At 34.4% G+C, this 24,007-nt stretch carries 26 protein-coding genes; 12 read left to right on the plus strand and 14 right to left on the minus strand.

Features of this window, described 5'->3' with window-relative positions:
* The first annotated feature begins 82 nt into the window (after positions 1-82).
* Genes QYS49_RS10940 through QYS49_RS10955 form a run of 4 tightly spaced genes read left to right on the plus strand, consistent with a single transcriptional unit; the run spans position 83 to position 4,327 of the window.
* Complete coding sequence (locus tag QYS49_RS10940) at positions 83-829, plus strand: N-acetylmuramoyl-L-alanine amidase family protein (RefSeq protein ID WP_308351582.1); 747 nt, start codon at positions 83-85, stop codon at positions 827-829.
* 12 nt (positions 830-841) lie between these two features.
* A complete protein-coding gene (locus QYS49_RS10945) occupies positions 842-1,777 on the plus strand; it encodes an MlaD family protein (protein ID WP_308347273.1) in 936 nt (311 codons plus the stop codon).
* Between the two features lie 43 nt (positions 1,778-1,820).
* Positions 1,821-3,449, plus strand: coding sequence for an acyl-CoA carboxylase subunit beta (locus QYS49_RS10950; RefSeq protein ID WP_308347274.1), 1,629 nt, complete (start codon positions 1,821-1,823; stop codon positions 3,447-3,449).
* Positions 3,450-3,460: 11 nt separating this feature from the next.
* Positions 3,461-4,327 (plus strand): transglutaminase-like domain-containing protein, encoded by an 867-nt coding sequence (locus QYS49_RS10955; protein WP_372587664.1) that lies wholly within the window; start codon positions 3,461-3,463, stop codon positions 4,325-4,327.
* 231 nt (positions 4,328-4,558) lie between these two features.
* On the opposite strand, the gene QYS49_RS10960 is transcribed toward QYS49_RS10955, so the two are convergent.
* Positions 4,559-5,194: a 4'-phosphopantetheinyl transferase family protein gene (locus QYS49_RS10960; protein ID WP_308347275.1), complete on the minus strand. Its 636-nt coding sequence runs from the start codon at positions 5,192-5,194 to the stop codon at positions 4,559-4,561.
* A gap of 16 nt (positions 5,195-5,210) precedes the next feature.
* Between QYS49_RS10960 and QYS49_RS10965 the strand changes: the two genes are divergently transcribed.
* The 4 genes from QYS49_RS10965 (at position 5,211) to QYS49_RS10980 (ending at position 7,996) form a co-directional block, all read left to right on the plus strand.
* The gene (locus QYS49_RS10965) at positions 5,211-6,134 is read left to right on the plus strand and encodes a WD40 repeat domain-containing protein (protein WP_308347276.1); all 924 of its coding nucleotides are present in this window, start codon (positions 5,211-5,213) and stop codon (positions 6,132-6,134) included.
* Positions 6,135-6,231: 97 nt separating this feature from the next.
* On the plus strand, positions 6,232-6,984 hold the full coding sequence (locus QYS49_RS10970) for a DivIVA domain-containing protein (protein ID WP_308347277.1): 753 nt from the start codon (positions 6,232-6,234) through the stop codon (positions 6,982-6,984).
* Between the two features lie 20 nt (positions 6,985-7,004).
* Positions 7,005-7,370: a dihydroneopterin aldolase gene (gene folB / locus QYS49_RS10975; protein ID WP_308347278.1), complete on the plus strand. Its 366-nt coding sequence runs from the start codon at positions 7,005-7,007 to the stop codon at positions 7,368-7,370.
* 302 nt (positions 7,371-7,672) lie between these two features.
* Positions 7,673-7,996 carry a nucleotidyltransferase domain-containing protein gene (locus QYS49_RS10980; protein WP_308347279.1) on the plus strand — a complete coding sequence of 108 codons (324 nt, stop codon included), beginning with the start codon at positions 7,673-7,675 and terminating at the stop codon, positions 7,994-7,996.
* On the opposite strand, the gene QYS49_RS10985 is transcribed toward QYS49_RS10980, so the two are convergent.
* Both QYS49_RS10985 and QYS49_RS10990 read right to left on the minus strand, forming a co-directional pair.
* Positions 7,993-8,607 carry an outer membrane beta-barrel protein gene (locus QYS49_RS10985; protein WP_308347280.1) on the minus strand — a complete coding sequence of 205 codons (615 nt, stop codon included), beginning with the start codon at positions 8,605-8,607 and terminating at the stop codon, positions 7,993-7,995. The genes QYS49_RS10980 and QYS49_RS10985 overlap by 4 nt on opposite strands.
* Positions 8,608-8,648: 41 nt before the next feature.
* Positions 8,649-9,122 (minus strand): hypothetical protein, encoded by a 474-nt coding sequence (locus QYS49_RS10990; RefSeq protein WP_308347281.1) that lies wholly within the window; start codon positions 9,120-9,122, stop codon positions 8,649-8,651.
* Positions 9,123-9,304: 182 nt separating this feature from the next.
* On the opposite strand from QYS49_RS10990, the gene hutU reads away from it, so the two are divergent.
* The gene (gene hutU / locus QYS49_RS10995) at positions 9,305-10,978 is read left to right on the plus strand and encodes a urocanate hydratase (protein WP_308347282.1); all 1,674 of its coding nucleotides are present in this window, start codon (positions 9,305-9,307) and stop codon (positions 10,976-10,978) included.
* Positions 10,979-11,036: 58 nt separating this feature from the next.
* On the opposite strand, the gene QYS49_RS11000 is transcribed toward hutU, so the two are convergent.
* Together QYS49_RS11000 and QYS49_RS11005 are read right to left on the minus strand one after the other, a co-directional pair.
* Positions 11,037-11,474 carry a DUF4174 domain-containing protein gene (locus QYS49_RS11000; RefSeq protein ID WP_308347283.1) on the minus strand — a complete coding sequence of 146 codons (438 nt, stop codon included), beginning with the start codon at positions 11,472-11,474 and terminating at the stop codon, positions 11,037-11,039.
* A 421-nt stretch (positions 11,475-11,895) separates the two neighbouring features.
* Positions 11,896-12,375 (minus strand): Lrp/AsnC family transcriptional regulator, encoded by a 480-nt coding sequence (locus QYS49_RS11005; protein WP_308347284.1) that lies wholly within the window; start codon positions 12,373-12,375, stop codon positions 11,896-11,898.
* Positions 12,376-12,499: 124 nt separating this feature from the next.
* Here QYS49_RS11005 and QYS49_RS11010 point away from each other — a divergent pair, with 124 nt between their 5' ends.
* Entirely contained in the window at positions 12,500-13,753 is a 1,254-nt protein-coding gene (locus tag QYS49_RS11010) for a cystathionine gamma-synthase family protein (RefSeq protein WP_308347285.1), read from the plus strand.
* A gap of 293 nt (positions 13,754-14,046) precedes the next feature.
* Complete coding sequence (locus QYS49_RS11015) at positions 14,047-15,576, plus strand: SulP family inorganic anion transporter (protein ID WP_308347286.1); 1,530 nt, start codon at positions 14,047-14,049, stop codon at positions 15,574-15,576.
* A 154-nt stretch (positions 15,577-15,730) separates the two neighbouring features.
* Here QYS49_RS11015 and QYS49_RS11020 read toward each other — a convergent pair whose 3' ends face one another.
* From QYS49_RS11020 to QYS49_RS11055, 8 genes are all read right to left on the minus strand, one after another.
* Positions 15,731-16,831 (minus strand): DUF6544 family protein, encoded by a 1,101-nt coding sequence (locus QYS49_RS11020; RefSeq protein ID WP_308347287.1) that lies wholly within the window; start codon positions 16,829-16,831, stop codon positions 15,731-15,733.
* A gap of 433 nt (positions 16,832-17,264) precedes the next feature.
* Positions 17,265-17,423: a lmo0937 family membrane protein gene (locus QYS49_RS11025; protein WP_308347288.1), complete on the minus strand. Its 159-nt coding sequence runs from the start codon at positions 17,421-17,423 to the stop codon at positions 17,265-17,267.
* Between the two features lie 7 nt (positions 17,424-17,430).
* Complete coding sequence (locus tag QYS49_RS11030) at positions 17,431-18,078, minus strand: porin family protein (protein WP_308347289.1); 648 nt, start codon at positions 18,076-18,078, stop codon at positions 17,431-17,433.
* Positions 18,079-18,260: 182 nt separating this feature from the next.
* Positions 18,261-18,548 carry a hypothetical protein gene (locus tag QYS49_RS11035; protein ID WP_308347290.1) on the minus strand — a complete coding sequence of 96 codons (288 nt, stop codon included), beginning with the start codon at positions 18,546-18,548 and terminating at the stop codon, positions 18,261-18,263.
* Between the two features lie 99 nt (positions 18,549-18,647).
* Positions 18,648-19,211, minus strand: coding sequence for a helix-turn-helix domain-containing protein (locus QYS49_RS11040; protein ID WP_308347291.1), 564 nt, complete (start codon positions 19,209-19,211; stop codon positions 18,648-18,650).
* A gap of 565 nt (positions 19,212-19,776) precedes the next feature.
* Positions 19,777-20,871 carry an ice-binding family protein gene (locus QYS49_RS11045; RefSeq protein ID WP_308347292.1) on the minus strand — a complete coding sequence of 365 codons (1,095 nt, stop codon included), beginning with the start codon at positions 20,869-20,871 and terminating at the stop codon, positions 19,777-19,779.
* Between the two features lie 58 nt (positions 20,872-20,929).
* Entirely contained in the window at positions 20,930-21,397 is a 468-nt protein-coding gene (locus tag QYS49_RS11050; RefSeq protein WP_308347293.1) for a hypothetical protein, read from the minus strand.
* Positions 21,398-21,639: 242 nt separating this feature from the next.
* Complete coding sequence (locus QYS49_RS11055; protein ID WP_308347294.1) at positions 21,640-22,248, minus strand: helix-turn-helix domain-containing protein; 609 nt, start codon at positions 22,246-22,248, stop codon at positions 21,640-21,642.
* Between the two features lie 318 nt (positions 22,249-22,566).
* On the opposite strand from QYS49_RS11055, the gene QYS49_RS11060 reads away from it, so the two are divergent.
* Positions 22,567-23,217, plus strand: a complete 651-nt coding sequence (locus QYS49_RS11060; protein ID WP_308347295.1) for a DUF6629 family protein — start codon at positions 22,567-22,569, stop codon at positions 23,215-23,217.
* A 76-nt stretch (positions 23,218-23,293) separates the two neighbouring features.
* Here QYS49_RS11060 and QYS49_RS11065 read toward each other — a convergent pair whose 3' ends face one another.
* Positions 23,294-23,749 (minus strand): hypothetical protein, encoded by a 456-nt coding sequence (locus tag QYS49_RS11065; RefSeq protein WP_308347296.1) that lies wholly within the window; start codon positions 23,747-23,749, stop codon positions 23,294-23,296.
* Between the last annotated feature and the right edge of the window lie 258 nt (positions 23,750-24,007).

Consider the following 24,007-nt stretch of genomic DNA (forward strand, 5'->3'; position numbering starts at 1 on the left):
TTTGTGTAAAATTATACTTTTCAAATTTAACAACCGAAAGATTGTGAAAAATATTACCATCCTTTTTACACTTACATTTTTGATGGTCCTTGGCTCATTCACAAATCTTAACAAACCCTCATATAAAATTGATAAGGTTGTGATTGATGCTGGACATGGCGGCAAAGATAGTGGAACTAGAGGCGTAATGTCAAAGGAAAAAGACATAGCTTTAGAAATTGCTTTAGAATTAGGTGAAATCATTAAAGAATATTTGCCTGATGTTGAAGTCATTTACACTAGAACTGATGATAATTTTATTGAGCTTGATGAACGTTCAAACATCGCAAACAAAAATGGTGCCGACCTGTTTGTATCTATTCATTGTAATGCTGTAGATTATAGTGATAAAGTTCATGGTACTGAAACATGGATAATGGGTCTACATAAATCTGAAAGCAACTTAAATGTAGCGAAAAGAGAAAATTCCGTTATATTGATGGAGGAGAATTATGAAGAAAAATATGAAGGCTTTGATCCTAATGATCCGGCATCTCATATTCTTTTTTCATTGTATCAGAATGCATATTTATCAAATAGTTTAAAGTTAGCCGAAAAGGTTGAGTATCAATTTGATAAGAGAGTGGGTCGTCATAGTAGAGGAGTGAAACAAGCTGGATTTGTAGTCTTATTCAAGAGCTCAATGCCTAGCGTATTAATTGAAACAGGCTTCTTAAGTAATCCGAAAGAAGAAAGATATTTGAACGATGAGCTCGGTCAAACGTATATAGCATCTGGTATCTTCCGTGCTGTGCGGGATTACAAAGTAGAAATTGAATCAATGAACTAAAATTATACAACTTTGAAAATAGCTAAAGAAATTAAAGTTGCCGCCTTGGCAATAGTATCAATCGTAATATTTTATTTTGGATTTAACTTTTTAAAGGGAATAGATTTTTTCAATCCTTCCAACGAATATTATGCTGTTTATGATCAAGTGAATGGTTTAACAGCTTCTAACCCTGTGCTTTTAAGCGGGTTATCCGTAGGGCGAGTAAGTAAAATTGAAATTCTCCAAGAAGAGGATAATAGATTGAAAGTTTATTTTGAAGTAAGGGAGGATATTACACTAGGTGAAGAGTCTGTTGCTCTACTGGCCTCTGATATTTTAGGTTCTCAAACCATAGTAATACAAAGAAATAAAGTGACAAATCCTTTGCCAGAAGGAAGTGAGATCAAAGGGGATATTGAGCCATCTTTAACCGCCCAAATTCAAGAACAGGCTTATCCTGTTTTGAAAACCGTGGATTCAGTTGGTCAACATTTAAATGCTATTTTAGCTAACATCTCTAAAAATGAAGAAGCTATTCAAAATATAATGCTGAATGTTGAAGTAACTACTAAAAACTTAGCGAAGATATCAGAAAAGCAAGCAACAATTAATGCTGTTATAGATGACTTTAAGAAAATCTCATCAACATTAGCGGATGAAAAGGATGGACTGAAAGCTTTACTCCAAAAAACAAATGGAATTGCTGATTCAGTAAATGCATTGGAGCTAGCAAGAGTAGTTAATAGGTTAGATACTACACTAATTACCATCAATAGTACGGTAGCTGCAATGCAAGATGGAGAAGGAACAGTTGATAAATTACTCAATGATGATTCTTTATATACAAATTTGAATCAAACGCTAGTTGATTTGGATGCCCTTCTAATAGATATGAAAGATCAACCTAAAAAGTATGTCCACTTCTCATTATTCGGAAGAAAGGACAAGGACATAAAAAAGAAATAAAGGAAACACTCAATAATTATTAAATATACCAGGAAACGACTCAATGGATATCGCATTTAATAAAAACGAAGACCTCAATAAACAAGAGGTAGACAAACTAAAACACAAGCTAGAAAAAGTATACTTAGGTGGAGGCGAGAAAAAAATTGCTTCCCAACACGAAAAAGGTAAGTTAACTGCTAGGGAACGCATTGATTATTTGGTAGATGATGGCTCTGAATTCTTAGAGGTTGGTGCCTTTGCTGCTGATGGAATGTATGAAGATGTTGGGGGATGTCCTTCGGCCGGAGTAGTTACCGGAATAGGTTATGTGGAAGGAATGCAAGTGATGATAGTAGCTAATGATGCTACTGTTAAAGCTGGAGCATGGTTTCCAATGACAGCCAAAAAGAATTTAAGAGCACAAGAAATAGCTATGGAAAATCGCTTGCCAGTTATCTATTTGGTAGATAGTGCAGGAGTTTTCTTACCAATGCAAAACGAAATTTTCCCAGATAAAGAACATTTCGGACGACAGTTTAGAAATAATGCTAAAATGTCTTCTATGGGGATTATTCAAGTAGCAGCCATTATGGGTAGTTGTGTAGCTGGTGGTGCTTATTTGCCTATCATGGCTGACGAAGCTATGATAGTGAACAAAACTGGCTCCATATTTTTAGCAGGTTCTTATCTAGTAAAAGCGGCCATTGGTGAAAGTATAGATAATGAAACATTAGGTGGAGCCAGCACACATTGTGAAATCTCAGGTGTTACCGATAATAAACACGAAACAGATCAGGACTGCTTAGATGATATCCGTAGAATTTTCAACAAAATCGGAAGTTTCGAAAAAGCAGGATTTAATAGAGAAGAACCAGCAGCTCCAGCCAAAGATGAAAAGGAAATTTATGGTATCCTTCCTAACGATAGAGTAAAACCTTACGATACTAAGGATATCATCGAAAGATTGGTTGATAATTCAGAATTTGATGAATATAAAGCGCTTTATGGAAAATCAATTATTTGTGGAACAGCCAGAATTGATGGTTGGGCCGTAGGGATTGTAGCCAATCAAAGGAAGGTGGTAAAAACCAAAAAAGGTGAAATGCAGATGGGAGGAGTGATTTATTCTGATTCTGCAGATAAATCTGCACGTTTTATCATGAACTGCAATCAACGCAAAATCCCTTTGGTATTCCTTCAGGATGTAAGTGGTTTTATGATTGGAAGTAAATCTGAGCATGGTGGAATTATAAAAGATGGTGCAAAAATGGTAAATGCCATGGCGAATTCAGTGGTGCCAAAATTCACTATTGTAATTGGTAATTCCTATGGTGCTGGAAACTACGCTATGTGCGGAAAGGCTTACGATCCTCGTTTGATCTATGCCTGGCCTACAGCTCAAATCGCAGTTATGAGTGGAGCAGCGGCTGCTAAAACCTTATTACAGATAAAAGTTGCTACTTTGAAAGCAAAAGGTGAAAAAATCTCAGAAGAAGACCAAGAGAAAATGTTGAAAGACATTACAGATAAATACAATGAGGAATTATCTCCATATTATGCTGCTTCAAGATTATGGGTGGATGGAATTATTGATCCTTTAGAAACCCGTAAAGTGATTTCAATGGGAATAGAGGCTGCGGACCATGCGCCTATTGAAAAGCCATTTAATGTTGGAGTAATTCAAACCTAAATCACTGAAAATTGGAATTGGATAAAAACGAATTTAAAGCATTAGTTTCCCTTTTGGAGGATGAAGATGAGGAAGTAAATCGTCATGTGGAGGGGAAAATAATGTCTTTGGGCAGTGATATTATTCCGTTTTTGGAAGAGCAATGGGAAAATAGCTTTGATCCAAATATTCAACGGAAGATAGAGGATATGATCCATACACTTCAGTTTTCTCAATTGAAGGAGAGATTTAGGGCATGGAAAGAAAAAGGAGGAGAAAGCCTTTTGGAAGGTATGTGGCTTATTTCCCTTTATCAATATCCAGATATTGAACTAAATGATTTAAATAAAGAAATAGAACAGGTCTATTATGATATATGGGTGGAATTACAAGAAGATTTGCATCCTTATGATAAAATCAAAATTATTAATGGTGCACTCTTTACTAAATTAAAATTCAGAGCGAATACTAAGAATTTTCATTCTCCTAATAATTCATTTTTAAAATCTGTATTGGAAAGCAAAAAGGGAAATCCTATTTCTCTTTCCGTGGTCTATATGCTGGTTGCAGAAAAACTTGGCTTACCGATTTATGGAGTTAATTTACCTAATCTATTTATTATCACTTATAAAAGCGAAGAAGTACAATTTTATGTCAATGCTTTCAACCGTGGATTAATATTCTCTAAAAAAGATATTGACAACTACTTGGCTAACTTAAATTTAACTCCCAAGCCAATTTATTATGAACCATGCTCTAATGAAGATATCATCAAAAGAGTATTGAGGAATTTAATAATGGCTTTCGAGAAATTAGGCGAGCACCACAAATCAGAGGAAGTTAAAGAACTATTAATCGAAGTCTCTGGCGGAATTGATTTTGATGCTTTAGGGCTTTAAATTTCCACTCATAATTTAATTGAATTAGCTATTCTAACGCTTGCCTGTGGCTAGTGATGGCTTCTTTGTGCTGGCACAAGATAACTACTAGCCTACGTTAGGATTAATATGTAGTATTTCATAGCTAAAGTCTGCCAGAGGCAGTAGTAATTTCCGCTAGCAGGAGGTTAGCGGAAAGGAAAAGCATAAATTTTCAATGTAAAAACTTAGCGTCTTAGCGAAATAATTTCATCAAGTCAAATTCAAACAAATAAAATACTCTTCTAGCACATAAAAAGCCAGTTGATAGCTTTGTTTGAAATTTTCTTTTTGAATTTCACCCGTCATTAACGTCCACTCTTTATTTGCTGGTTTAACACTCAGATGTTGCCTAAAATCCAGTTCTCTCTTCATATAAAGCTTATACAAAACTTCCTTGGCAGACCAAACTTTAGAAAAATAAACAAGATTATCTTGGCAATAGGCCATTTCTTCTTCGGTATAAAGCCTAGGAGCAACCTTTGCCATTTTAGCATTTGGCTTTTCAATGTCAATGCCCACATCTAATTTATATCCGGTGGTCAAGGCAATATAATTCTCAGTATGAGATAGCGAGATGTCATATTCTGAATCAGGGATTTGTGGTTTTCCATATTCATTTCTGAAAATGGGTTGGTCAGATATTTTTAGCTCATGTAAAACTGTTTTGCAAAGCATTCTGCCCGCCATAAATTCCAATTTCTTTTCAGGATGAGTCGTTTCCAATAGAATTTTTTCATCAATTAGGCTTAATTGGACATTTTTGAGGTAGAATTCCAAATCCTCTTCAATTTTCCAAACAGCCAAATGAATATTCTCGTTGATTTGATTTATGTATTCTAATGCCATCGCTTAACTTTACAATATGCCTAAAATTAATATAGAAAAAATTCAAAGCCTAACCGGACACAAAGATTGCTTATATGTAGTGGAACCTGCAAGCGAAAGTCACCTCTTTTTTTCAGCTGGTGGGGATGGAATTGTTGCACTCTGGGATTTGAAAGATCCTGAATTGGGAACTATGGTGGCTAAAGTACAGAATTCTGTTTATGCACTGCACTATTTAAAGGAAAATAACCAATTGATTGTAGGGCATAATTATGAGGGCATCCATCTGGTAGATGTAGCTGAAAAGCAAGAACTAAAATCCGCTAAAATTACGGATAGTGCTATTTTTGATATAAAGGTAGTCGAGAATATTATTTTAACCGCCTGCGCAGATGGGCAATTGATTTTATCTGATTTAAAGGATTTAAGCACTATAGCCAAATTGCAATTAAGCGATAAAAGTGCTCGGACTATTGCGGTTCACCCAGATGGAAAAGAAGTTGCTATAGGTTTTAGTGATAATACAATTAAAATACTTTCTACCTCCGACTGGCGTTTAAGAAAAGAGATCAAGGCGCATGATAATTCAGTTTTCACACTGCAATATTCATTTGATGGAAAAGTTTTGTTGAGCTCAGGCAGGGATGCACATTTAAAAATATGGGATGTAAAAAGTGATTATCTTCTATTGGAAACCATAGTAGCGCATATGTATGCCATTAATAATATCAGTTTTAGGCCGGATGGGAAGTATTTTGCCACTTGTAGTATGGATAAAAGTATAAAGATATGGGATGCACAATCTTTTAGATTATTGAAAGTAATTGATAAAGCTCGGCATGCAGGTCATGCAACTTCCGTCAATAAATTACTCTGGACGGATTATGAGGATAGATTGGTGAGCGCAAGTGATGACCATACTTTATCAATTTGGGACATTCAAATGCATAATAAAAAATAAGGCTGTATATTTATATCTTGAAAAAGTGAAATACTTTTCTTAGCATTAAGACAATTCCCGGTCAGATGCGTTATATAATTAAACAATTTACGATAAAATGAAAATTACTCCTTTAGAAATACGACAAAAAGAATTTGAAAAAGGCTTTAGGGGCTACGATAAGGATGATGTCAAGGCTTTTCTGGCTTCCCTTTCACAAGAGTGGGAGCGGGAAATGGATATGCAAAAGGAGATAAAATTGAAACTGGAAGCAGCTGAAAAGGAAGTTGATAAGCTTCGTCAGGTAGAAAGTTCGCTTTATAAAACCTTAAAAACTGCAGAAGATACCGGTGCCAATGTAATTACGCAAGCCAATAGAACTGCTGAATTACATTTAAAGGAAACTCAAATGAAAGCAGATAAATTATTGTCTGATGCACAACAAAGAGCTAAAGACATAGTGGAAGATGCCAATCATAAAGCTCAAACCATTTTAGAAGAAATGGAAGATGAGTTGAAAGAAGTAGCGGATGGATTCAAACAATTGGAAAATCATCGTGATAATGTAGCGGAGGAGCTTAAAAATTTAAGTACCGGCTTAAATGATAAAGTGAAGAAGATTGAAGATCGCATGCAGCATGTGGACATTGAAACTCACCTAAAAAGAGCTAGAAAAGCAGTTAAGAAAATCCAGAATGCAGATGGCTATGAATTGGAGGAGCTTAAATCTAAGCCCATAGAGCATGAGGCTGCAAAACCACCTAAAGCAGAAAGCACTCCTAAGCAGGAAGAGCCAGCTAAAGAAAAAAAGAATAAAAAAGAGGATGGGGGAGAAGACACATCTTTCTTTGATGAGATAACTGCGGATTAAAAATTTTCAATAAGCATTTTATGAAGGGAAAAGTAGCATTGTCCGGAATGGCATTTTATGGCTATCACGGTTATTATGTGGAGGAAAATAAACTAGGAAATCATTATACAGTTGATTTAGTGGTGGAAACCGAATTTGAACGTATGGATGATAATCTGGAAAGCACGTTAAATTATGAGAACTTGTACAAAACTACCGATGAGGTAATGAAAAAGCCCCTTAAATTATTAGAAACCCTGGCCTTTCATATTGGAAAGAAGATCCTGACCGAAAATAAATCTGCTTTAAAAGTATTGGTTCGTGTGAATAAAATGCAGCCTCCTATTGGGGCTTTGTGTGAGAAGGCTTATGTGGAATTAGAGGTGGATAGGGAAGATATTTTTTAAGAGAGCTACACTTTGCTTTCATAATTCTACAATGTTAGATTAGAACGTCATACCTGCGGGGGCAGGTATCTTGTCTTATTGAAACTTTGTTTCACTAATTTTCAGAACCATAGTCTAATCTATTTTTATGATTTTAGATATATTAGCCATCTGCAAAAAAGTTGTTCATATTTTAACCTTAGGTTAAAATTAATAGATTCCTTTCTTCAAAGGAATGACGCACGGATGAACCTCAGTAGATGGTATCTCATCAGAACTTATTTTAACTAAATCGACTTATAAACAAAAATGAAATCACTGTTATGAGTTTTGGTTTGCCCGATAGCTTAACAGAGAAAATTACCAGTATCCTCCAAAATCATTCAGAAGTGGAGGAAGCTCTCATCTATGGCTCAAGAGCTAAAGGAAACTACAGAGAAGGCTCTGATATTGATATGGTGTTAAAGGGTGAGCAACTAACTGAAGCAATTAGAAATCAAATATTCTGGGAGATAGATGAATTGAATTCTCCTTACACTTTAGATTTGTCCATTTATCATCAAATCACATCTCAAGAATTAATTCAGCATATCGATAGAGTAGGAAAAACATTATATAACCGAAAGAAACAAACTGACCGAATTTAATCCCTTAATTTTGTTACCAATTCATTAAGTGAAACATAAGCACCTACCATTATCACCATATTTTTATCTACAAATAGACCCTGTTGAGACCAGGTGCCATAAGTGAATCGAAAATAATTACTGAAATATTTATTCCATTCAAACCTTAGCCCAATGATAGGAGAAAACTCTAACTCATTTGGGTTGGAATAGGTAATCAACTGGTTGTTGTCATTAATATCATAATTCAACATATAACTTAGTTGACCACCACTTTCGATATATAGTTTGTTAATTAACTTATAGTCTAAAAACAGAGCTAAATCGAGATAATTTAATGTGAAAATAAAATCCACATTACCATATTGAGGAATAGGGATGTTTTCAAATTTCCAACCCTTTTGATTAAATAAAATTTCTCCATTTATACTGAAAGATTTGTAAGAGAGGAATTTCCTACCAAAACCTCCATGAAAACCATATTTTTCTCCTATAAACATGCCGTACAATCCCTCACTCACATAATTACCTATACTTAATCCTGATTTTATATAGATTTCATTTTCCGGTTGAATTTGGCTGTAAGCTTTAAAACTAAAGATTAGAAAGAAAAGAATAAATATGAGGCGCATTTGATTAATCTAATTTATGTTTACTTTGATTTGGCTGACTTTCAATATTTTGACAGTACTATGGAATACGGATAAAAATTGAAATTGCTTTCCTGCGCTGATTCTTTATCTTTGAATTCTAATATAGTTTTTTTTCCATCGAAAAAGACTTCACAATTAGCGTATATTAACGGGTTTTTTTCATTGTCTGATAACCAGTCTACTGAAATGTACATTGTTCTTTCGTCAAAAACATGGTATTCCAAACTTCCTTCTGTATCGAGCGGTTGTATATAAATAGAACCACCGCAAATGGACTCAGAGGTGGTTTTATGATATCCGCAATTATCAAAGTAAAAGGTACCAGCATCATAAATAGTTGAATCAGCCCCTTGACTTGAAATGTAATTGAGCTCGGCTATTTCATAATTCCCTGCTAACTGTTCAAGAAAATTATTGTAATATTTCTTTTTGCTGTTGCATGAGCAAATAATTATAAAGAGGAGAAGTGGGATTGATGTTTTTTTTAATAACATAATGCTTCTTTTGGTTCTAAATAGGTTAAAACAATTTTTATACCAAAAGAAATAAAAAACACCATAAAACCAAAAAGTAGTTAGTTATGTAGCTGTATTCTGTTCTTATTTAAAATGAAATTTGCCTTTTTGTTGAATTTACTGCTATTTCACATTCGGAAAGATTGAACAGAAAATTAGCTATGGAAACGACAAAGAAATATAATCCCGAAACTTATAAAACGCCAACAGGAACTCAACTCAATTGTAAAGGCTGGGTGCAGGAAGCTGCATTGCGTATGTTGTTGAATAATTTGGATCCGGAAGTGGCTGAAAGACCAGAAGAGTTAATTGTGTACGGTGGAAGAGGTAAAGCTGCCAGAAATTTCGAATCTCTTGATTTAATCATTAAAGCCCTGAAAGATTTAGAAGAGGACGAAACTTTAATTGTGCAATCTGGTAAACCCGTTGGAATTTTGCAAACTCATAAGGATGCACCTAAAGTACTGATATCTAATTCTCAATTAGTACCTAACTGGGCAAATTGGAAACATTTTGATGAGTTAGAGAAAAAAGGTTTGATGATGTATGGTCAAATGACGGCCGGGAGTTGGATTTACATTGGTTCTCAAGGAATTGTTCAAGGAACTTATGAAACTTTTTCAGCTATAGCCAATAAAGATTTCGATGGAAGTTTGAAAGGTACTTTAACTGTTACCGCTGGATTAGGCGGAATGGGAGGAGCTCAACCTTTGGCTGTGACCATGAACGATGGAGTTTGTTTGGTAGCAGAAGTAGAACAATGGAGAATTGATAAGAGAATCAAGACCAAATATTTGGATGAATCTATAGAAGATATGGATGCTGCCATCGACAGGGCTTTGGAAGCTAAAAAGAATCAGGAAAGAGTTTCTATTGGTGTGCCTTGCAATGCAGTTCATTTATTGGAAAGATTAAAAGAAAGAAATGTTATTCCTGATGTTTTAACCGATCAAACTTCTGCTCATGATCCTTTGATTGGGTATGTGCCCCATCAAATCAGTTTAGAAGAATCAAATGTGTTAAGAGAGCAGGACCCAGATAAATATGAGGAGCTTTCTTATGAATCGATGTACCGACACGTAGAATTGATGCTGGAACTGCAAAAATCAGGAGCTGTCACTTTTGATTATGGAAATAACTTAAGAGCCAGAGCTCAGGAAAAAGGCTTAAAAAATGCTTTTGATTTCCCAGGCTTTGTACCGGCATATATTCGTCCGCTTTTCTGCGAAGGAAAAGGGCCTTTCCGTTGGGCAGCACTTTCAGGTGATCCTGCTGATATAGCCGAAACGGATAGAGTGATAAAAGAATTATTTCCAGAAAATGAATCTTTAATGCGCTGGATGGATATGGCACAGGAAAGAATTGCTTTTCAAGGCTTGCCTTCAAGAATTTGCTGGTTAGGACAGGGTGAAAGAGAAAAGGCTGGATTGGCCTTCAATAAATTAGTGAAAGAAGGAAAAGTAAAAGCTCCAATAGTGATTGGTAGAGATCATTTGGATACCGGTTCTGTAGCCTCGCCAAATAGAGAGACGGAAGCCATGTTAGATGGTTCTGATGCAGTGGCAGACTGGCCGTTATTAAACGCTTTAGTGAACACCGCAGGAGGTGCGAGCTGGGTTTCTCTTCATCATGGTGGTGGAGTTGGTATGGGTTATTCCATTCATGCAGGTATGGTGATAGTGGCAGATGGTACAGATGATGCTGAGAAGAGACTAAAAAGAGTACTGCGCAATGACCCTGGAATGGGCGTAATTCGTCATGCTGATGCTGGCTATGATATCGCTACTGATACGGCAAGAAAACATAAATTAGATATTAAAGAAAGATTGAAATAAATATTAGAATTTACCCCGGTCTGACGCATGCCGCGTCTGACCGGTATTTTTAAAAATGTCAGTTCCCATCCTTCATTTCTCTTTGTCTCATCGGCATAGCATCTATAGTCTTAAATAATTTTTCATTGGAGATAGGAGAGTTGCTCCTCAATTTGACACCACCATCTTTTCCGATTAATAAGTTTTGATAAGTTTTATTTTCATCAATATTCAACTCTTTTATGATTTTATTGAATTGGAGGTTGTGATTTTTAGTTGAATTCCAGATTTCAACCTTTTGGTTTTTCAGTATGATAACTTTCAAGTCTCTATCCAAATAACCCTCTTTTTTATAGCTGATTTTAGCTAGCTGCTCTTCTAATAGAGAAGATTTCTGATTAGCAGAGTAAATGATCAAAAGTCTGTTTTTCCATCGGAAATCATCTAAACTTGTAATTTGGGCTTGAGTGGAACTCATAGTGAAAATCAGGTAGGTGAAAAGTAAAAGGTATCTCATGGTGTTAGTAACTGGTTGATGCGGAGGGTGTTTGAATAGTCTGAGTCTAAAGATAAGGTCGCTCCTACGGAGCTTTTGTTGTCAGTTTATTGTATAGTTACCATAAGTTCGTCCCTCTGGGACTTTTAGGTGTGGAGTTAGTGGTAAAAATCTATGCTTCTTGACCCTCTTATTTTGGTATTTATAAACTGGAAAGCTAGCGCGAGCTTCTTAGCTCGTGCTCAAGTTGTAGCACTAGCACTATTTAAGATATTGATACGAGGGACGAGCTGGGAAGCTCGCACCAGCTCATTTACATTCCATTTATAAATACTATTTCTGCAATGTAAAAACACCTTAGGTGTGATCATTTAGTAGCTTAAAAGGAAAAGTAAAAAACCTTAGCTCCGTAGGAGTGACCTTATTAATATATCTGTGATTATCACCCCAAAGGCACAGCAGTAGTGTCCGTAATTTTCTTCATCACAAAGGAGCTTTGGATATTGGCCAAGTTTTCATTTGTAGAGAGTTTGTTGACTATAAAATCCTGAAAAGCATTCATATCTTTCACCAAAATCTTTAGATGATAATCATATTGTCCAGCTAAGTGGTAACATTCCGTAACCTCAGGGATTTTTGCAACATGCGCTTCAAACTGAGCCAGTTTATCTTTAGTGTGTTTTTCTAACCTCAACATGCAAAGTGCCATAAGTCCTTTACCTGTTTTATCTGCATCAATCAAAGCTACATATTGCCCGATTACCCCCGTTTTTTCCAACCTTTTTACTCTTTCATAAACAGGTGTTATGGTCAAATCAAGCTGTGCAGCTAACTCTTTATTGGTTATGCGTGCATTCTTTTGTAAGAGCTTAATAATTTGAATATCGGTTGTATCCAGACGTATAGTAGAATTATTTTCCATTTCAATACTTTTAATAGGCGAATAAAAGATTTAATTTCTTTAAAATCTCTAATTTTAGTTTTATTTTCTTAAATATATGCATTTCAAGAATTATTTTCTAAATTTATAAAAAATAAAAGAAATTATGAGCGAGCATTCTTTTTCACCTGAGAGTTTAATGATGTCTTTTGGCTACAAGCCAGAATTATCAGAAGGAGCTATTAAATGTCCTATTTTTCAGACTTCAACCTTCGCTTTTAAAAAGGCAGAAGATGGTAAAGCATTTTTCGAAGTTGCTTACGGTAAGCGAGAAAAGTCAGATGAGGAGGAATTAGGTTTGATATATAGCCGTTTAAATAATCCTAATTTGCAAATCACTGAGGATAGATTATGCCTTTGGGATAAGGCTGGGGATGCCGCTATTTTCGAAAGCGGGATGGGCGCCATTAGCAGTATGTTGATGGAATTCCTGAATCCTGGAGATGTGTTATTACATTCTGTGCCAGTTTATGGAGGAACAGATCATTTTATTAATCATGTTTTACCAAAATGGGGAATTCAATCTGTAGGAGTAAACCCTTATCAGGATAAAGCGGAAGTGATACAAGAACTAGATGCCAGTGGATTGAAAGATAAAGTTCGTTTTATATACCTGGAAACTCCTGCTAACCCAACCAATGCCTTGGTAGATATCGGGATGTTTAGAGAAATCGCTAACGAATTACGAACTGAAGAAGAGCCTATTTACATAGGAGTAGATAACACCTATATGGGGCCGGTTTGGCAACATCCATTGCAATTAGGAGCTGATTTAGTTATCTATTCTGCTACCAAATACATAGGTGGGCATAGCGATTTAGTTGCTGGTGCATGCTTAGGTGCAGCAGATTTGATAAAAAGAGTAAAAGGCTTTAGAACTTTCATGGGAAATATGGCCGGACCTCACACTGGTTGGTTGTTGATGAGAAGTTTGGAAACTTTGAAAATCCGAATGGAAAAACAAGCTGCAAACGCTGAGGAGGTTGCTAATTTCTTGAATACGCACCCTAAAGTAGAGAAAGTTTATTATTTAGGGAATTTAAAGCCAGAAGATGGTTGTCAATACGAAATCTTCAAAAAACAGTGTAGTTCTAATGGCGCTATGTTGGCATTTGACATCAGAGGAGGTGAAAAAGAAGCCTTCAAATTCTTAAATAGCACTAAGTTGATAAAACTAGCGGTTAGTTTAGGGAGTACAGAATCATTAGCGGAACACCCAGCCACCATGACTCACTCCGATGTGGATGAGGAACTAAGAAATAAAATAAACATCACTTCTAAGTTGGTAAGAATATCTGTAGGAGTAGAGGATGCCAAAGATTTAATTTGGGATATTGAGCAGGCTTTAGAAAAAGTTTGATTTGAGATTTCAAGAGTATATAAGCTAGAAATCTTAAAGACTCTAGAATCTAGATTCTAGATTTAAATCGATCTGACTATCGTCTAACTTATCTGATACGGATAGGTCAGACGATAGTCAGACCGGCTAAAAGTGCTAATCGCTTTTTTAATTGTTCATTAAGATTGCTAGCTCCGACACCAAAATTAAAAGTTTTTCTAATTAAGGTTTATTTTTAAAAATAAACCCCTACCTTTGCGCGCTCATTTGGGAGACGGCCACTCAAATTTATAAGAAAAATCCAAATTGGGCGCATGAAGCAATATTTTAAATTATTTGACCTTACACAAAAGGTAGATTACAAAACAGAAGTACTTTCCGGAGTCACTGTTGCCTTGGCTTTAATTCCTGAAGCTGTTGCTTTTGCTTTTATGGCTGGGTTATCTCCTTTAACAGGTCTTTATGCTGCTTTTGTTATGGGGTTAGTGACCGCGATTTTTGGTGGTCGTCCTGGTATGATATCGGGTGCAACAGGTGCTATTGCCGTGGTGATTGTTGCTTTATCACAAAAATTTGGTATTGAATATGTGCTTGCAGCTGTTATTTTATCTGGTTTGATTCAAGTGTTAGCTGGATTTTTGAAATTAGGAAAATTCATGCGTTTGGTACCCCACCCCGTAATTTTTGGTTTTGTAAATGGCTTAGCATTCATAATCTTCAGTTCGCAATTCAAACAATTTCAAGACGATGCTGGAAATTGGTTAACAGGAGAGCCACTTTATATACTTTTGGCTTTAGTTTTAGGTACTATGATTATTGTTTGGGGCTTACCCAAGATAACTAAGGCTGTTCCTTCATCATTAGTAGCTATTTTGGTAATATTTGGGATAGTCGTCTATTTCGGTATTGATACCAGAACTGTTGGAGATGTGGCTTCCATTAAAGGCGGATTTCCACCATTTCATATACCTAACATTCCTTTAAAGTGGGAAACGCTGATGATAATCTTACCATATTCAGCTATTATGGCTGCTGTTGGCTTAATAGAAAGCCTTTTAACGCTTAATATTATTGATGAAATCACTGAAACTAGAGGTAGAGGAAATAAAGAGGCAGTAGCGCAAGGAACGGCAAATATACTTTCAGGTTTATTTTCCGGTATGGGCGGTTGTGCCATGTTAGGTCAGAGTTTGATTAACATTTCTAACGGTGCCAGAGCTAGATTGTCTGGTATAGTAGCAGCGGTGATGCTGTTGGTTTTTATCATGTTTGGATCTTCATTAATTGAATTGGTTCCAATGGCAGCATTAACAGGTTTGATGATTATGGTCGCTATCGGAACATTTGAATGGGCAAGTTTAAAGACCCTTAATAAAATGCCAAAGTCAGATATTTTAGTAATGGTATTGGTGACTTTAGTGACTATCATTCTTCACAACTTAGCTTTAGCAGTAATAGTAGGAGTGATTATTGCAGCATTAGTATTTGCGTGGGATAATGCCAAGAGAATTCGTGCAAGAAAAAGTATAGATGCTGAAGGAGTAAAACATTATGAAATATATGGTCCTTTGTTTTTCGGATCAGTTGCTGCGTTCAATGATAAATTCGATATTATGAATGATCCGGAGGAGATTATTATTGATTTTCAGGAAAGTAGGGTGGTGGATATGTCAGCAATAGAAGCCTTAAATAAAATCACTGAAAGATATATGAAGGTTGGGAAAAAAGTGCATTTGAAGCATTTAAGTCCTGATTGTAGAAAGCTGCTTCAAAATGCGGATAAAATAATTGATGTTAATGTAATAGAAGATCCTAATTATAAATTGGTGGTTGATAAAGTTTAGTTTTTTTCATAGTGAGTAGTTTTGGTTTAGGTTAAGAAAGCCGGGTTTAGCGATCCGGCTTTTCTTTTTTATTAAAGTTTACTCAAATTAAAATTTCGGTTATTTCTCTGTATTTATAATATCATTTTTTTTAATCTGTTAGGTAAAAGCCTAATTAGAAAACAGCATTTTCATTGTAATTTATATCCTTGATTTCCAATTTCAGCCAAGTCCAATCTTTATTTTCTAGTTTCCAAGTTGCTTTCATTATAGAAGGTACTTTTATACCTTCAAAAGAATTGTACTCCTCTACTGTTAAGATCCACTTATAACGTTTCGAATTTTTTTCATTTCCCTTAAATCGGTCAGCAGAAAACTTAATAAAATCTCCATCGGAATTAAAAAAGAAAGTTCCAGTAGCCTTAGTTCCTTGATATTCCATAGTTGCTGTTGCAGTACTATCATTGGTTTGTTTCCAACTAATGTAGTTCCTTAGCGCTAAGGAGGGAAACCAAACCATTTCTCCTAAATACCGCTGCATAGTTCCTTCGTTCAGCTTTTCTCCTTTTTCATCTACTATATTAATTAAAGAATTTAACTTGATTAACATTTCTCCTTTACCATCGATGAATTTATCTCTACCCTGGAAATTCACTATGCTATTCATTTTAACATCTACTTGCCAAAGAAAGGCTGGTATATCAATAGTTGTGTATTGAATTGCCTTGGCATCAAGCCAATCTTCTTGTTCTGGCTTCATTTTTAATTTTGCTTCCTGAATAACTTTTCCTTTAGTGATGAAAGGTTTTCCGATTACACCCGAATTTTTCAACCACATTTTTACTGGTTTGGGTAAATCATTGAGGTCGCTTTCTGATACTAGCTGTGTTTTTGAGGTTTTACTTTGGCTTATAAGATTGGTAGTTTCCTGAGCTACCATTTCCTGAAAGTTAAAATGACCATAAAATATCATAGAGACGATCAAAACTACAATATTGGGTAGCGTTCCAAATTTCGCATCTTTCCAAAATAGAATAATAAGGATTTGGGAGATTAAAACAGCAATAAACCCCAGAAGCCATGCATACTTATTATTAAGGGTAAATAAAACGCCATAAGCTAGAAACACTATTGCTGTGAGCAGCCACAATAAACCCACTGGTTTGGATATGGGCATTGTTAATTCCTTTATTTCCTTAAATCCTATGCCTTTTATAAATCCAAGAAGATGTAAAAGCCCATGTATAATAACGATAATCAAAAAAGCTATTTTCATCTTCTAACTATTATTTTGTGATTGTGGCGTAAGATTTAATGCATAAACCTGGCCACTAAAAAGTTACGGAAAATTATAAAATGTAAATAACCTATCATTACAATATTGAAAATTTATTTGCTGGAATAGAATAGGGCTGGATATTAAGTGTTTTCATTCATAATCACATTTAATAATAATGAATGTTAATCTGATTCCCCATTTTTATTCATTTATAGGTGAGGAAAGTAGGCTAGAGATAGAAGAATTGAGTAGGTGAGCTCTGGAAGATAGAATGAATTTTTCAGTGAATTCATTAGTAATCAAAAATCCTTACTAAAGCTTATTATAATAAAAATAGCACTAAGAATTTTCTCAGTGCTATAGTATATTACTACCCTATTAAAGCTTTTATGCGTAGCTCAGGTCATACTCGCGAAATAGTTGAGGCTATTTATTTAAAAAGTCTACCTCCACCAATTACTCTCAACAGCACTGCGATAACCGCAATGACAATGAGAACGTGAATTAACCCGCCTGCATTGAATCCTAGGTATCCTATTAACCATAAAATAATTAGAACTACTGCGACAATGTAAAGAATATTATTCATAAGTTATTTAGTTAAATAAAGTGTATCCTATTGTTGTTTGAACCCAAACGTTTTTATACCTGGGTGTATCGGAAGTTCCATTCCCATTATTATTTTGAAAATCCCAGCCCATTCTTAATCCTATAATGACATCATCTAAATTAACGTCAAGTCCGGTAGTGAAACCAAGGATGTTTTTTCTGATATTATCGTTTTTAATTTCTTCTTCTTGCGTTGCTGTTCCAAAATTGCTATTGAATTCATCCTTTTGATTGATGAGAAAAGAATATTGAGGACCTGCTAGAATAGTAAGATATTCTGTTGGCCTAATGGCAAGTTGGAGTGGAAATTCAATGTATGAAGTGGTTCTTGTAAAACTATAATTGCTTCCAAACAGTGTTCCATTCCCCTTAAATCCTTTTTGAGAATATAAGACCTCTGGTTGAAAGCCTAGATATTCACTGATTGGAACATGTAATAGCAAACCACCAACAAAACCAAATTTCCCGTCTGCAGCAAATGAATTTTCATTTTCATCATAAACATTTGAAAAATTTAGTCCAGCTTTTATTCCAAGTTTTAAGTTGTCTTGATCATCAAGATTTTCATTTTGTGCCGTTGCAAGACTGGAAATAGTCATCACAACTGCTGTGGCTAAAATTTTAAGGTTTTTCATGTTTTTGCGGTTTTAAGATTTTGTTTATGTAAAGATGCGGACCGCAGTTCGAAAATTTGTTACATATTTACAGAGGATAATTACATGATTCGCACATTGATATCCTGCCTATGTAGTATATAACCAAAAAAAAGGGACAAGCTTTTGAATTCCTGTCCCAAGTGATTCAATGTTATGAGTCACTATTTCCGCTCTTGGCTGGTTTCATCCTGATGATTTTCATTCTGGTAGCTTTTTTGATTTCTTTTTTGATCCTCTTTTTGATTATCATTAATAATACCCAAAACAGTATTACGATCTTTGTTCAATCTGTTCTCCATTCTATCTATTATTTCATTTTCTTTACCTTTTTCATATTTCAAATCTGAATCAGTTAATTGTGGATACTCTGATTTTAATTGTTGTGACTGAGCATCCCAATCCCCACTAATTTGAAAATTATCCTTTGATTTACTTTCATTTGTGTTCATAAGCTTTACAATTTAATTCGTAACTGAGTTATTACCTTACAAAGATCAAGACTCTTATGATGTAAGCTGTTACATAATTAAATGTAAATGGTATATAAATCATAGTTTTTCAAGTGTTACACTTCTCTTTTGTCTCAAATTTTTATAGAAAGAAGGGCAGAGTCCAGTGTTTTTCTTGAATTGGTTAGAAAGATGTGCCACGCTGCTATAATGCATTTGAAAAGAAATTTCTGAAAGACTAAGTTCATCATACAGCAAAAGCTCTTTTACTTTTTCAATCTTGTTGTCTATTATATATTGTTGAATAGTTGTTCCTTTTACTTCTGAAAATACATTAGCCAGATAGGTATAGTCATAACCTAATTTTTCACTAATGTAACAGGAGTAGTTTTCTTTTGGCATTTCTTCTGTATAATGAATCATTTCAATAATAACACTCTTGATTTTTTCAACCAGAATGCTTTTTTTATCATCCATTAATTCTAAGCCAGATTTCGATAAATTTTCTCTTAATTGTTCTCTTTGAATTTCCGTAATATCTTCTCGAATTTTTACCATACCTAAGTTTAAATTTATACAATGTAATCCTAGTTTTTTCAATTCTTCTTTCACCATCATTTTGCATCGCAAGCTGACCATGTATTTGATATGTAGTTTTTTCATGACACTAATGTTTAATTTAGTTTTAAACTTTAGCCTATTATAGGTTCGTGTTTGTATACGTAAGATTTTTATGAAAAAATGACTTTATTTGATTTATTTTTAAATGGAAGAGTCGTGGGGTAGAGAAAATGCTTATTTGAAATACTTGAAGCGGTTTTGGGGGTGAAAAAATATCTTTAAATAAAGCTTAATAGGTAATTTTAAAACAATAATACGGGATGATGATTGAATATATCAACATAAACTTCACTAAAATAGCTTAAGATATAGGTGGATTGATTCGTATTTCTTTTAGTTTTTAAGAAGTAATAAATATGAATATATTAATTTGTATTTATATAAAATAATCATTAAGAAAAGGCTTTTGCCCGTGGATACCAATTTCATTCTAATTCAAAAGAATGGGATGATTATGAGGATTAACTTAAATTTTAATTTCTTAAAGTTTAAGTTGTTATTATATGAAGGAAGAAATTAATTTTAGACTTAATTTGAATGATCAAAAAAAATAGAAGTTGTTTTAGACAACTTCTATTTTATTAAGGGTTTTAATTATTTATGATTTTTATTCAGCTGGTTGGGTTACCGCATTTCCATCAAGTACAACAGCAGTTTGTGCTAAAGCACGACCGTTAATTGAAGCACCTGTTTGAAAAGTAATGCCAGTCATTGATAGAATGATTCCTTCAAAATGGGAAGTGGTTCCTAAGGTTGCATGACCAGCAACTTGCCAATAAATGTTTTTCGCTTGTGCTCCTCCTGTTAAGATAATATTAGTTGCAGAACTCATCGTAAGATCTTCAGCAATTTGAAAGATCCAAACATCAGTTGAACTTCCAGAGATGGTGACATCATTAGGAATTGTAACCGTATTAGTCCATTTATAAACACCTGATGTTAATGTTTTTCCTCCAATATTACCAGCTCCTAATTCTAAGAAATCAGTTTCTGATCTCCCAGCAGCATTATTATAAGCAGTCATCATATTCTCTACTGCAGTTGTAAGATTCATTGGAGTTGGGTCAGCCATATCTGAGGCAAATACCTGTCCTGTAACCTGTGCAGAAGTTGCATAACCTGTATTATCAGTTAATGCTAATCCTGTTATGTAAGATGTTGCAGCAGGGCTAAGAGCTAAATCACCGGTTAAAGCTGATGTGCCACTGTTATTAATAGCAGTTTTTGCAAGTATTACGTAATTTCCTGAAGCTCCAAGATCAATTCCTTCAATACTGGCTTCAGATCCACCCGTTGTGAAATTCCACTCATAATTTTCTTCAAAGTTCATTCCCTTTTGACTTTTCGCTTCAGTGCTAATTGTTGCGGTATATTCAGTAGAGGCATCAAATGCTTCTGTAGGAGTGAAAGTTGCTTCTACACCAGAATATTCAACGTCTCCGCTTATATCTGCAGTACCTTGCTCAACCGTAAATGTTGAATTATTGATTGTGGACGGATCCATTTCTTCACTAAATGTAATCACAACATTGTGGTTACGAGCAATATTCATTTCATTGTTCTCAGGCAAAGTTGATAATACTGTAGGAGCTACATCTTCAGTAGGTGTAGGGTCATCATCATTATTGTCTTTATCCTTGCAACTTACCATTAGCATGATAAACATCATTGCTAAAATTGGCATTGTTTTAATTAATTTCATGTTTTTATATTTAAAAAGTGTATTCAATATTTATGATTCGTTATGAATTCGTAGTGAATTAAAAAATATAACGAATTGAAAGTGCTCCACCGTCACCCCAGAAGCCAGAGTAGCCATAGAAATTAAATGAAGGTTTCCAGTCAACACTTAGGTTTATAGGGATTTCAGTAAAATTATATTCCATACCTAAAATTCCATCTAAACCAACAACAGTATAAGATCTATCTTCACCCCATCTTGTATTATTTCCATCCCAAAATCCAATGTGAGCACCAAAACCAGCGTACCAGTTCAGTCTGTTAGTATCAAAAGCTCTCCCGTGGATTTCGTAAAGTCCTGTAAGTTCAACTCCTCTCCAACGACTAGCAATGATTCCTTCAATAGCAGCTTTATCAGAAACAAAGTGCTTAATTGTAATTCCATTCGCAAATCCGCCTCTAAGACCTATACCTGTGTTGTAATCTTGTGCATGGCCGTATGCAAATGCTAAAAATGTTATGAGAATCGTAATGGCAATTTTTTTCATCAGTGTATTGTTACTTTTATCTTACTCGTATGGCTTTTCGGAAACGCCCCAACTTTTTATCCCTGCGTTAGTCAGGTCACCACTTGTTATTATGGTGATACAAAATTAGGTGGTTAATCTTCGGATAGTATTACATAATAAACCAAGAGATTTACATAAATCACTGATATTTATGTTGAAAATTAATCTTTACTCTTTTGAAATTTAGGTATAAAGCTTAAGGATGATATTGATAGAAAAGATTAAACATCCTCGAGGTTTCCTAATCTCTTTTGTTTCAACTTTCTGTAGAAGGAAGGGGTAAGGCCAGTGATTTTCTTGAATTGATTTGAAAAGTGTGCAACACTACTATAATGCAGTCTATAGGCAATTTCTGAGGTGTTAAGTTCTTCATAAAGTATCAATTCTTTCGCTTTTTCTATTTTATGAATGATTATAAATTGCTGTATGGTGATTCCTTTTACTTCAGAAAAAAGATTAGAGAGGTATGTATAATCATATTCAAGTTTTTTACTTAAGTATTCAGAGTAGTTTGCCTTGGGTTCATCATCCGTGAAATGAATCATCTCTATAATAGAGTTCTTTATTTTCTCAACAAGAATGCTTTTTTTGTTGTCCAGTAATTCCAGGCCTGATTTAAGTAAGTTATGTTTTAGGGCTTCTCGTTGCTCTTGAGTAATATCCTGAAGAAGCTCAACAGCGCCTAATTCAACTACTAAATGTTTGACATTTAATTTTTTGAGCTCTTCCTGAACCATTAATTTGCACCTAAGGCTAACCATATATTTTATATAAAGTTTTTCTTTGGCTATCGGAGATAGAAGAGCTATATGAATTGGATTGAGTTGCATGTGTTTAAAAAATTGTTGGGTGAAAAGCTTAATAGCTTAAATGCTTTTTGAAATTTCAAGACACTTAATGAAAAAATTGTCCTAATTAATCTGGTGATAGCTTAATATACGTAAAAATAGATTCAAAAGCTATTGGCTTTAAATTTCATTAATATTGATCGATATCAATCATCTTGATGAAGGATTAACATCTTGATAATTTTTTACTATCTTTAAATAATTCATTTTCTTGTTAAAACTCTGAAAAGCGTCAATTTTCAATGAAAATTTTATGAGTGTAAAAGTGATATTTCTTTTTCGTAATTTAGACCTTAGTGTATGTGTTTTTCAGCTAGTGCGAGTTTTGCAGCCGGAGCAGTATTGACTGCTACTGGGGTTGTATCTTTAAAAAAATCTAAAAAAACTTCAGAGATCCCTTTTGCAAGTATTCCACTTTTTTTCGGCTTACAGCAAGTTGCAGAAGGCTTTGTTTGGCTATCACTTACCAACCCTGATTTTACATTTTTGGATGGTATAGCTGCAAAGGCATTTATTTTCTTTGCACAAGTGCTTTGGCCGATTTGGGTACCTTTTTCTATTTATAAATTTCAAAAACAGGAGGGAATTAGAAATATTGTAGGTAAAACATTAATTGGAATAGGAGCACTTGTGGCTTCTATAATGGCCTATTATCTTTTTACAAATCCTATAGAAGCCGAAATCCTTGGACATCATATTTCATATAATCAAGCTTATCTTCAGCAATTTGGTATAATTGGTGGAGCTTTGTACTTGGCTGCCACAGCTATACCTCCATTTATTTCTACAAATAGAAAAATGTGGATTCTAGGTGGTTCAATTCTTTTGGCCTATATTTTTACTGAAATATTCTTTACGCAATATGTGGTTTCAGTATGGTGTTTTTTCGCAGCAATTTTGAGTGCAATGGTACTGTGGATTATTATAGCTAAAAAGACAGATACAAGATAATTCTATCAAAAATTAACAATATGTAGATTCATTGAATCCCAAAATATTATTTGTAACGGTTTGACTAATTTTACGCTTACTTGCCTATTGTTTTCCTTTGGTTTAGGATATTTTTTCCAAAAATTATAAAAAGGATAATCATTGTTATAAAAGTGACTGAAACAGTCATACTTTTTATAATTGTAAAAACATTGGTGGTAGCCATTAGAGTTTCCGACATATTGGGATAAGTACTCAGCATTGTAATAATTCCAATATTCTCAAAATAATCAGTTATTCCAGCAATAATGGGTATCAGGCATAAAAAGAAAAAGGCTGAATTAAATTGCTTTATTTTTTTTAAAAAGTAAGCAATTAATAAACTAAAACTGATAGTATAGAAAAGCGGATAAAACATATCAAGTGGAAGTTGGTAATATAAATAAGCATCTTGCCCTTCTTTTCCTAAAGCCTCAAAAAGTGAGTTGATATAATCTGAATTATAACCCAGAGGCATCATATCCAATAAATTCATCCCATTTGAAAAATGCATTGTTTTTGGGATGGTTATCAATAGCATCGAAAAATATATGAGGTTGCTTAAGATAAAAAACCATAGAACTTGCCTCCCTGTTGAATGCTTGTTAATTAACCTCTTTACTTTATTAATCATTGGTTCTGGATTTATTCTATAATTCTATACACATATTTATTGGGGAAATTAGTAAATTTTTTTGAAGGCTATTTTGGTCCAAGCATAACCTGGACCAGTGGGGTATGAGATTGGGTATTGAGTTATTTATTATTTGTT

Origin of the sequence: Marivirga salinae, from assembly GCF_030503855.1 — a bacterium.
In the GTDB taxonomy this organism is placed as follows: domain Bacteria; phylum Bacteroidota; class Bacteroidia; order Cytophagales; family Cyclobacteriaceae; genus Marivirga; species Marivirga salinarum.

Excerpts from the sequence above, each read along its gene's own strand:
- QYS49_RS11035 (WP_308347290.1), bottom strand. The coding sequence starts at position 18,548 with ATGAACACAAATGAAAGTAAATCAAAGGATAATTTTCAAATTAGTGGG.
- QYS49_RS10980 (WP_308347279.1), top strand. The coding sequence starts at position 7,673 with ATGAGTTTTGGTTTGCCCGATAGCTTAACAGAGAAAATTACCAGTATC.
- QYS49_RS10990 (WP_308347281.1), bottom strand. The coding sequence starts at position 9,122 with ATGTTATTAAAAAAAACATCAATCCCACTTCTCCTCTTTATAATTATT.
- QYS49_RS10965 (WP_308347276.1), top strand. The coding sequence starts at position 5,211 with ATGCCTAAAATTAATATAGAAAAAATTCAAAGCCTAACCGGACACAAA.
- QYS49_RS11045 (WP_308347292.1), bottom strand. The coding sequence starts at position 20,871 with ATGAAATTAATTAAAACAATGCCAATTTTAGCAATGATGTTTATCATG.
- QYS49_RS11040 (WP_308347291.1), bottom strand. The coding sequence starts at position 19,211 with ATGAAAAAACTACATATCAAATACATGGTCAGCTTGCGATGCAAAATG.
- QYS49_RS10985 (WP_308347280.1), bottom strand. The coding sequence starts at position 8,607 with ATGCGCCTCATATTTATTCTTTTCTTTCTAATCTTTAGTTTTAAAGCT.
- QYS49_RS11005 (WP_308347284.1), bottom strand. The coding sequence starts at position 12,375 with ATGGAAAATAATTCTACTATACGTCTGGATACAACCGATATTCAAATT.
- QYS49_RS11055 (WP_308347294.1), bottom strand. The coding sequence starts at position 22,248 with ATGCAACTCAATCCAATTCATATAGCTCTTCTATCTCCGATAGCCAAA.
- QYS49_RS11030 (WP_308347289.1), bottom strand. The coding sequence starts at position 18,078 with ATGAAAAACCTTAAAATTTTAGCCACAGCAGTTGTGATGACTATTTCC.
- QYS49_RS10970 (WP_308347277.1), top strand. The coding sequence starts at position 6,232 with ATGAAAATTACTCCTTTAGAAATACGACAAAAAGAATTTGAAAAAGGC.
- QYS49_RS10950 (WP_308347274.1), top strand. The coding sequence starts at position 1,821 with ATGGATATCGCATTTAATAAAAACGAAGACCTCAATAAACAAGAGGTA.
- QYS49_RS10960 (WP_308347275.1), bottom strand. The coding sequence starts at position 5,194 with ATGGCATTAGAATACATAAATCAAATCAACGAGAATATTCATTTGGCT.
- QYS49_RS11015 (WP_308347286.1), top strand. The coding sequence starts at position 14,047 with ATGAAGCAATATTTTAAATTATTTGACCTTACACAAAAGGTAGATTAC.
- QYS49_RS11000 (WP_308347283.1), bottom strand. The coding sequence starts at position 11,474 with ATGAGATACCTTTTACTTTTCACCTACCTGATTTTCACTATGAGTTCC.
- QYS49_RS11060 (WP_308347295.1), top strand. The coding sequence starts at position 22,567 with ATGTGTTTTTCAGCTAGTGCGAGTTTTGCAGCCGGAGCAGTATTGACT.
- folB (WP_308347278.1), top strand. The coding sequence starts at position 7,005 with ATGAAGGGAAAAGTAGCATTGTCCGGAATGGCATTTTATGGCTATCAC.
- QYS49_RS11050 (WP_308347293.1), bottom strand. The coding sequence starts at position 21,397 with ATGAAAAAAATTGCCATTACGATTCTCATAACATTTTTAGCATTTGCA.
- QYS49_RS10940 (WP_308351582.1), top strand. The coding sequence starts at position 83 with ATGGTCCTTGGCTCATTCACAAATCTTAACAAACCCTCATATAAAATT.
- QYS49_RS11010 (WP_308347285.1), top strand. The coding sequence starts at position 12,500 with ATGAGCGAGCATTCTTTTTCACCTGAGAGTTTAATGATGTCTTTTGGC.
- QYS49_RS11020 (WP_308347287.1), bottom strand. The coding sequence starts at position 16,831 with ATGAAAATAGCTTTTTTGATTATCGTTATTATACATGGGCTTTTACAT.
- hutU (WP_308347282.1), top strand. The coding sequence starts at position 9,305 with ATGGAAACGACAAAGAAATATAATCCCGAAACTTATAAAACGCCAACA.
- QYS49_RS11065 (WP_308347296.1), bottom strand. The coding sequence starts at position 23,749 with ATGCATTTTTCAAATGGGATGAATTTATTGGATATGATGCCTCTGGGT.
- QYS49_RS11025 (WP_308347288.1), bottom strand. The coding sequence starts at position 17,423 with ATGAATAATATTCTTTACATTGTCGCAGTAGTTCTAATTATTTTATGG.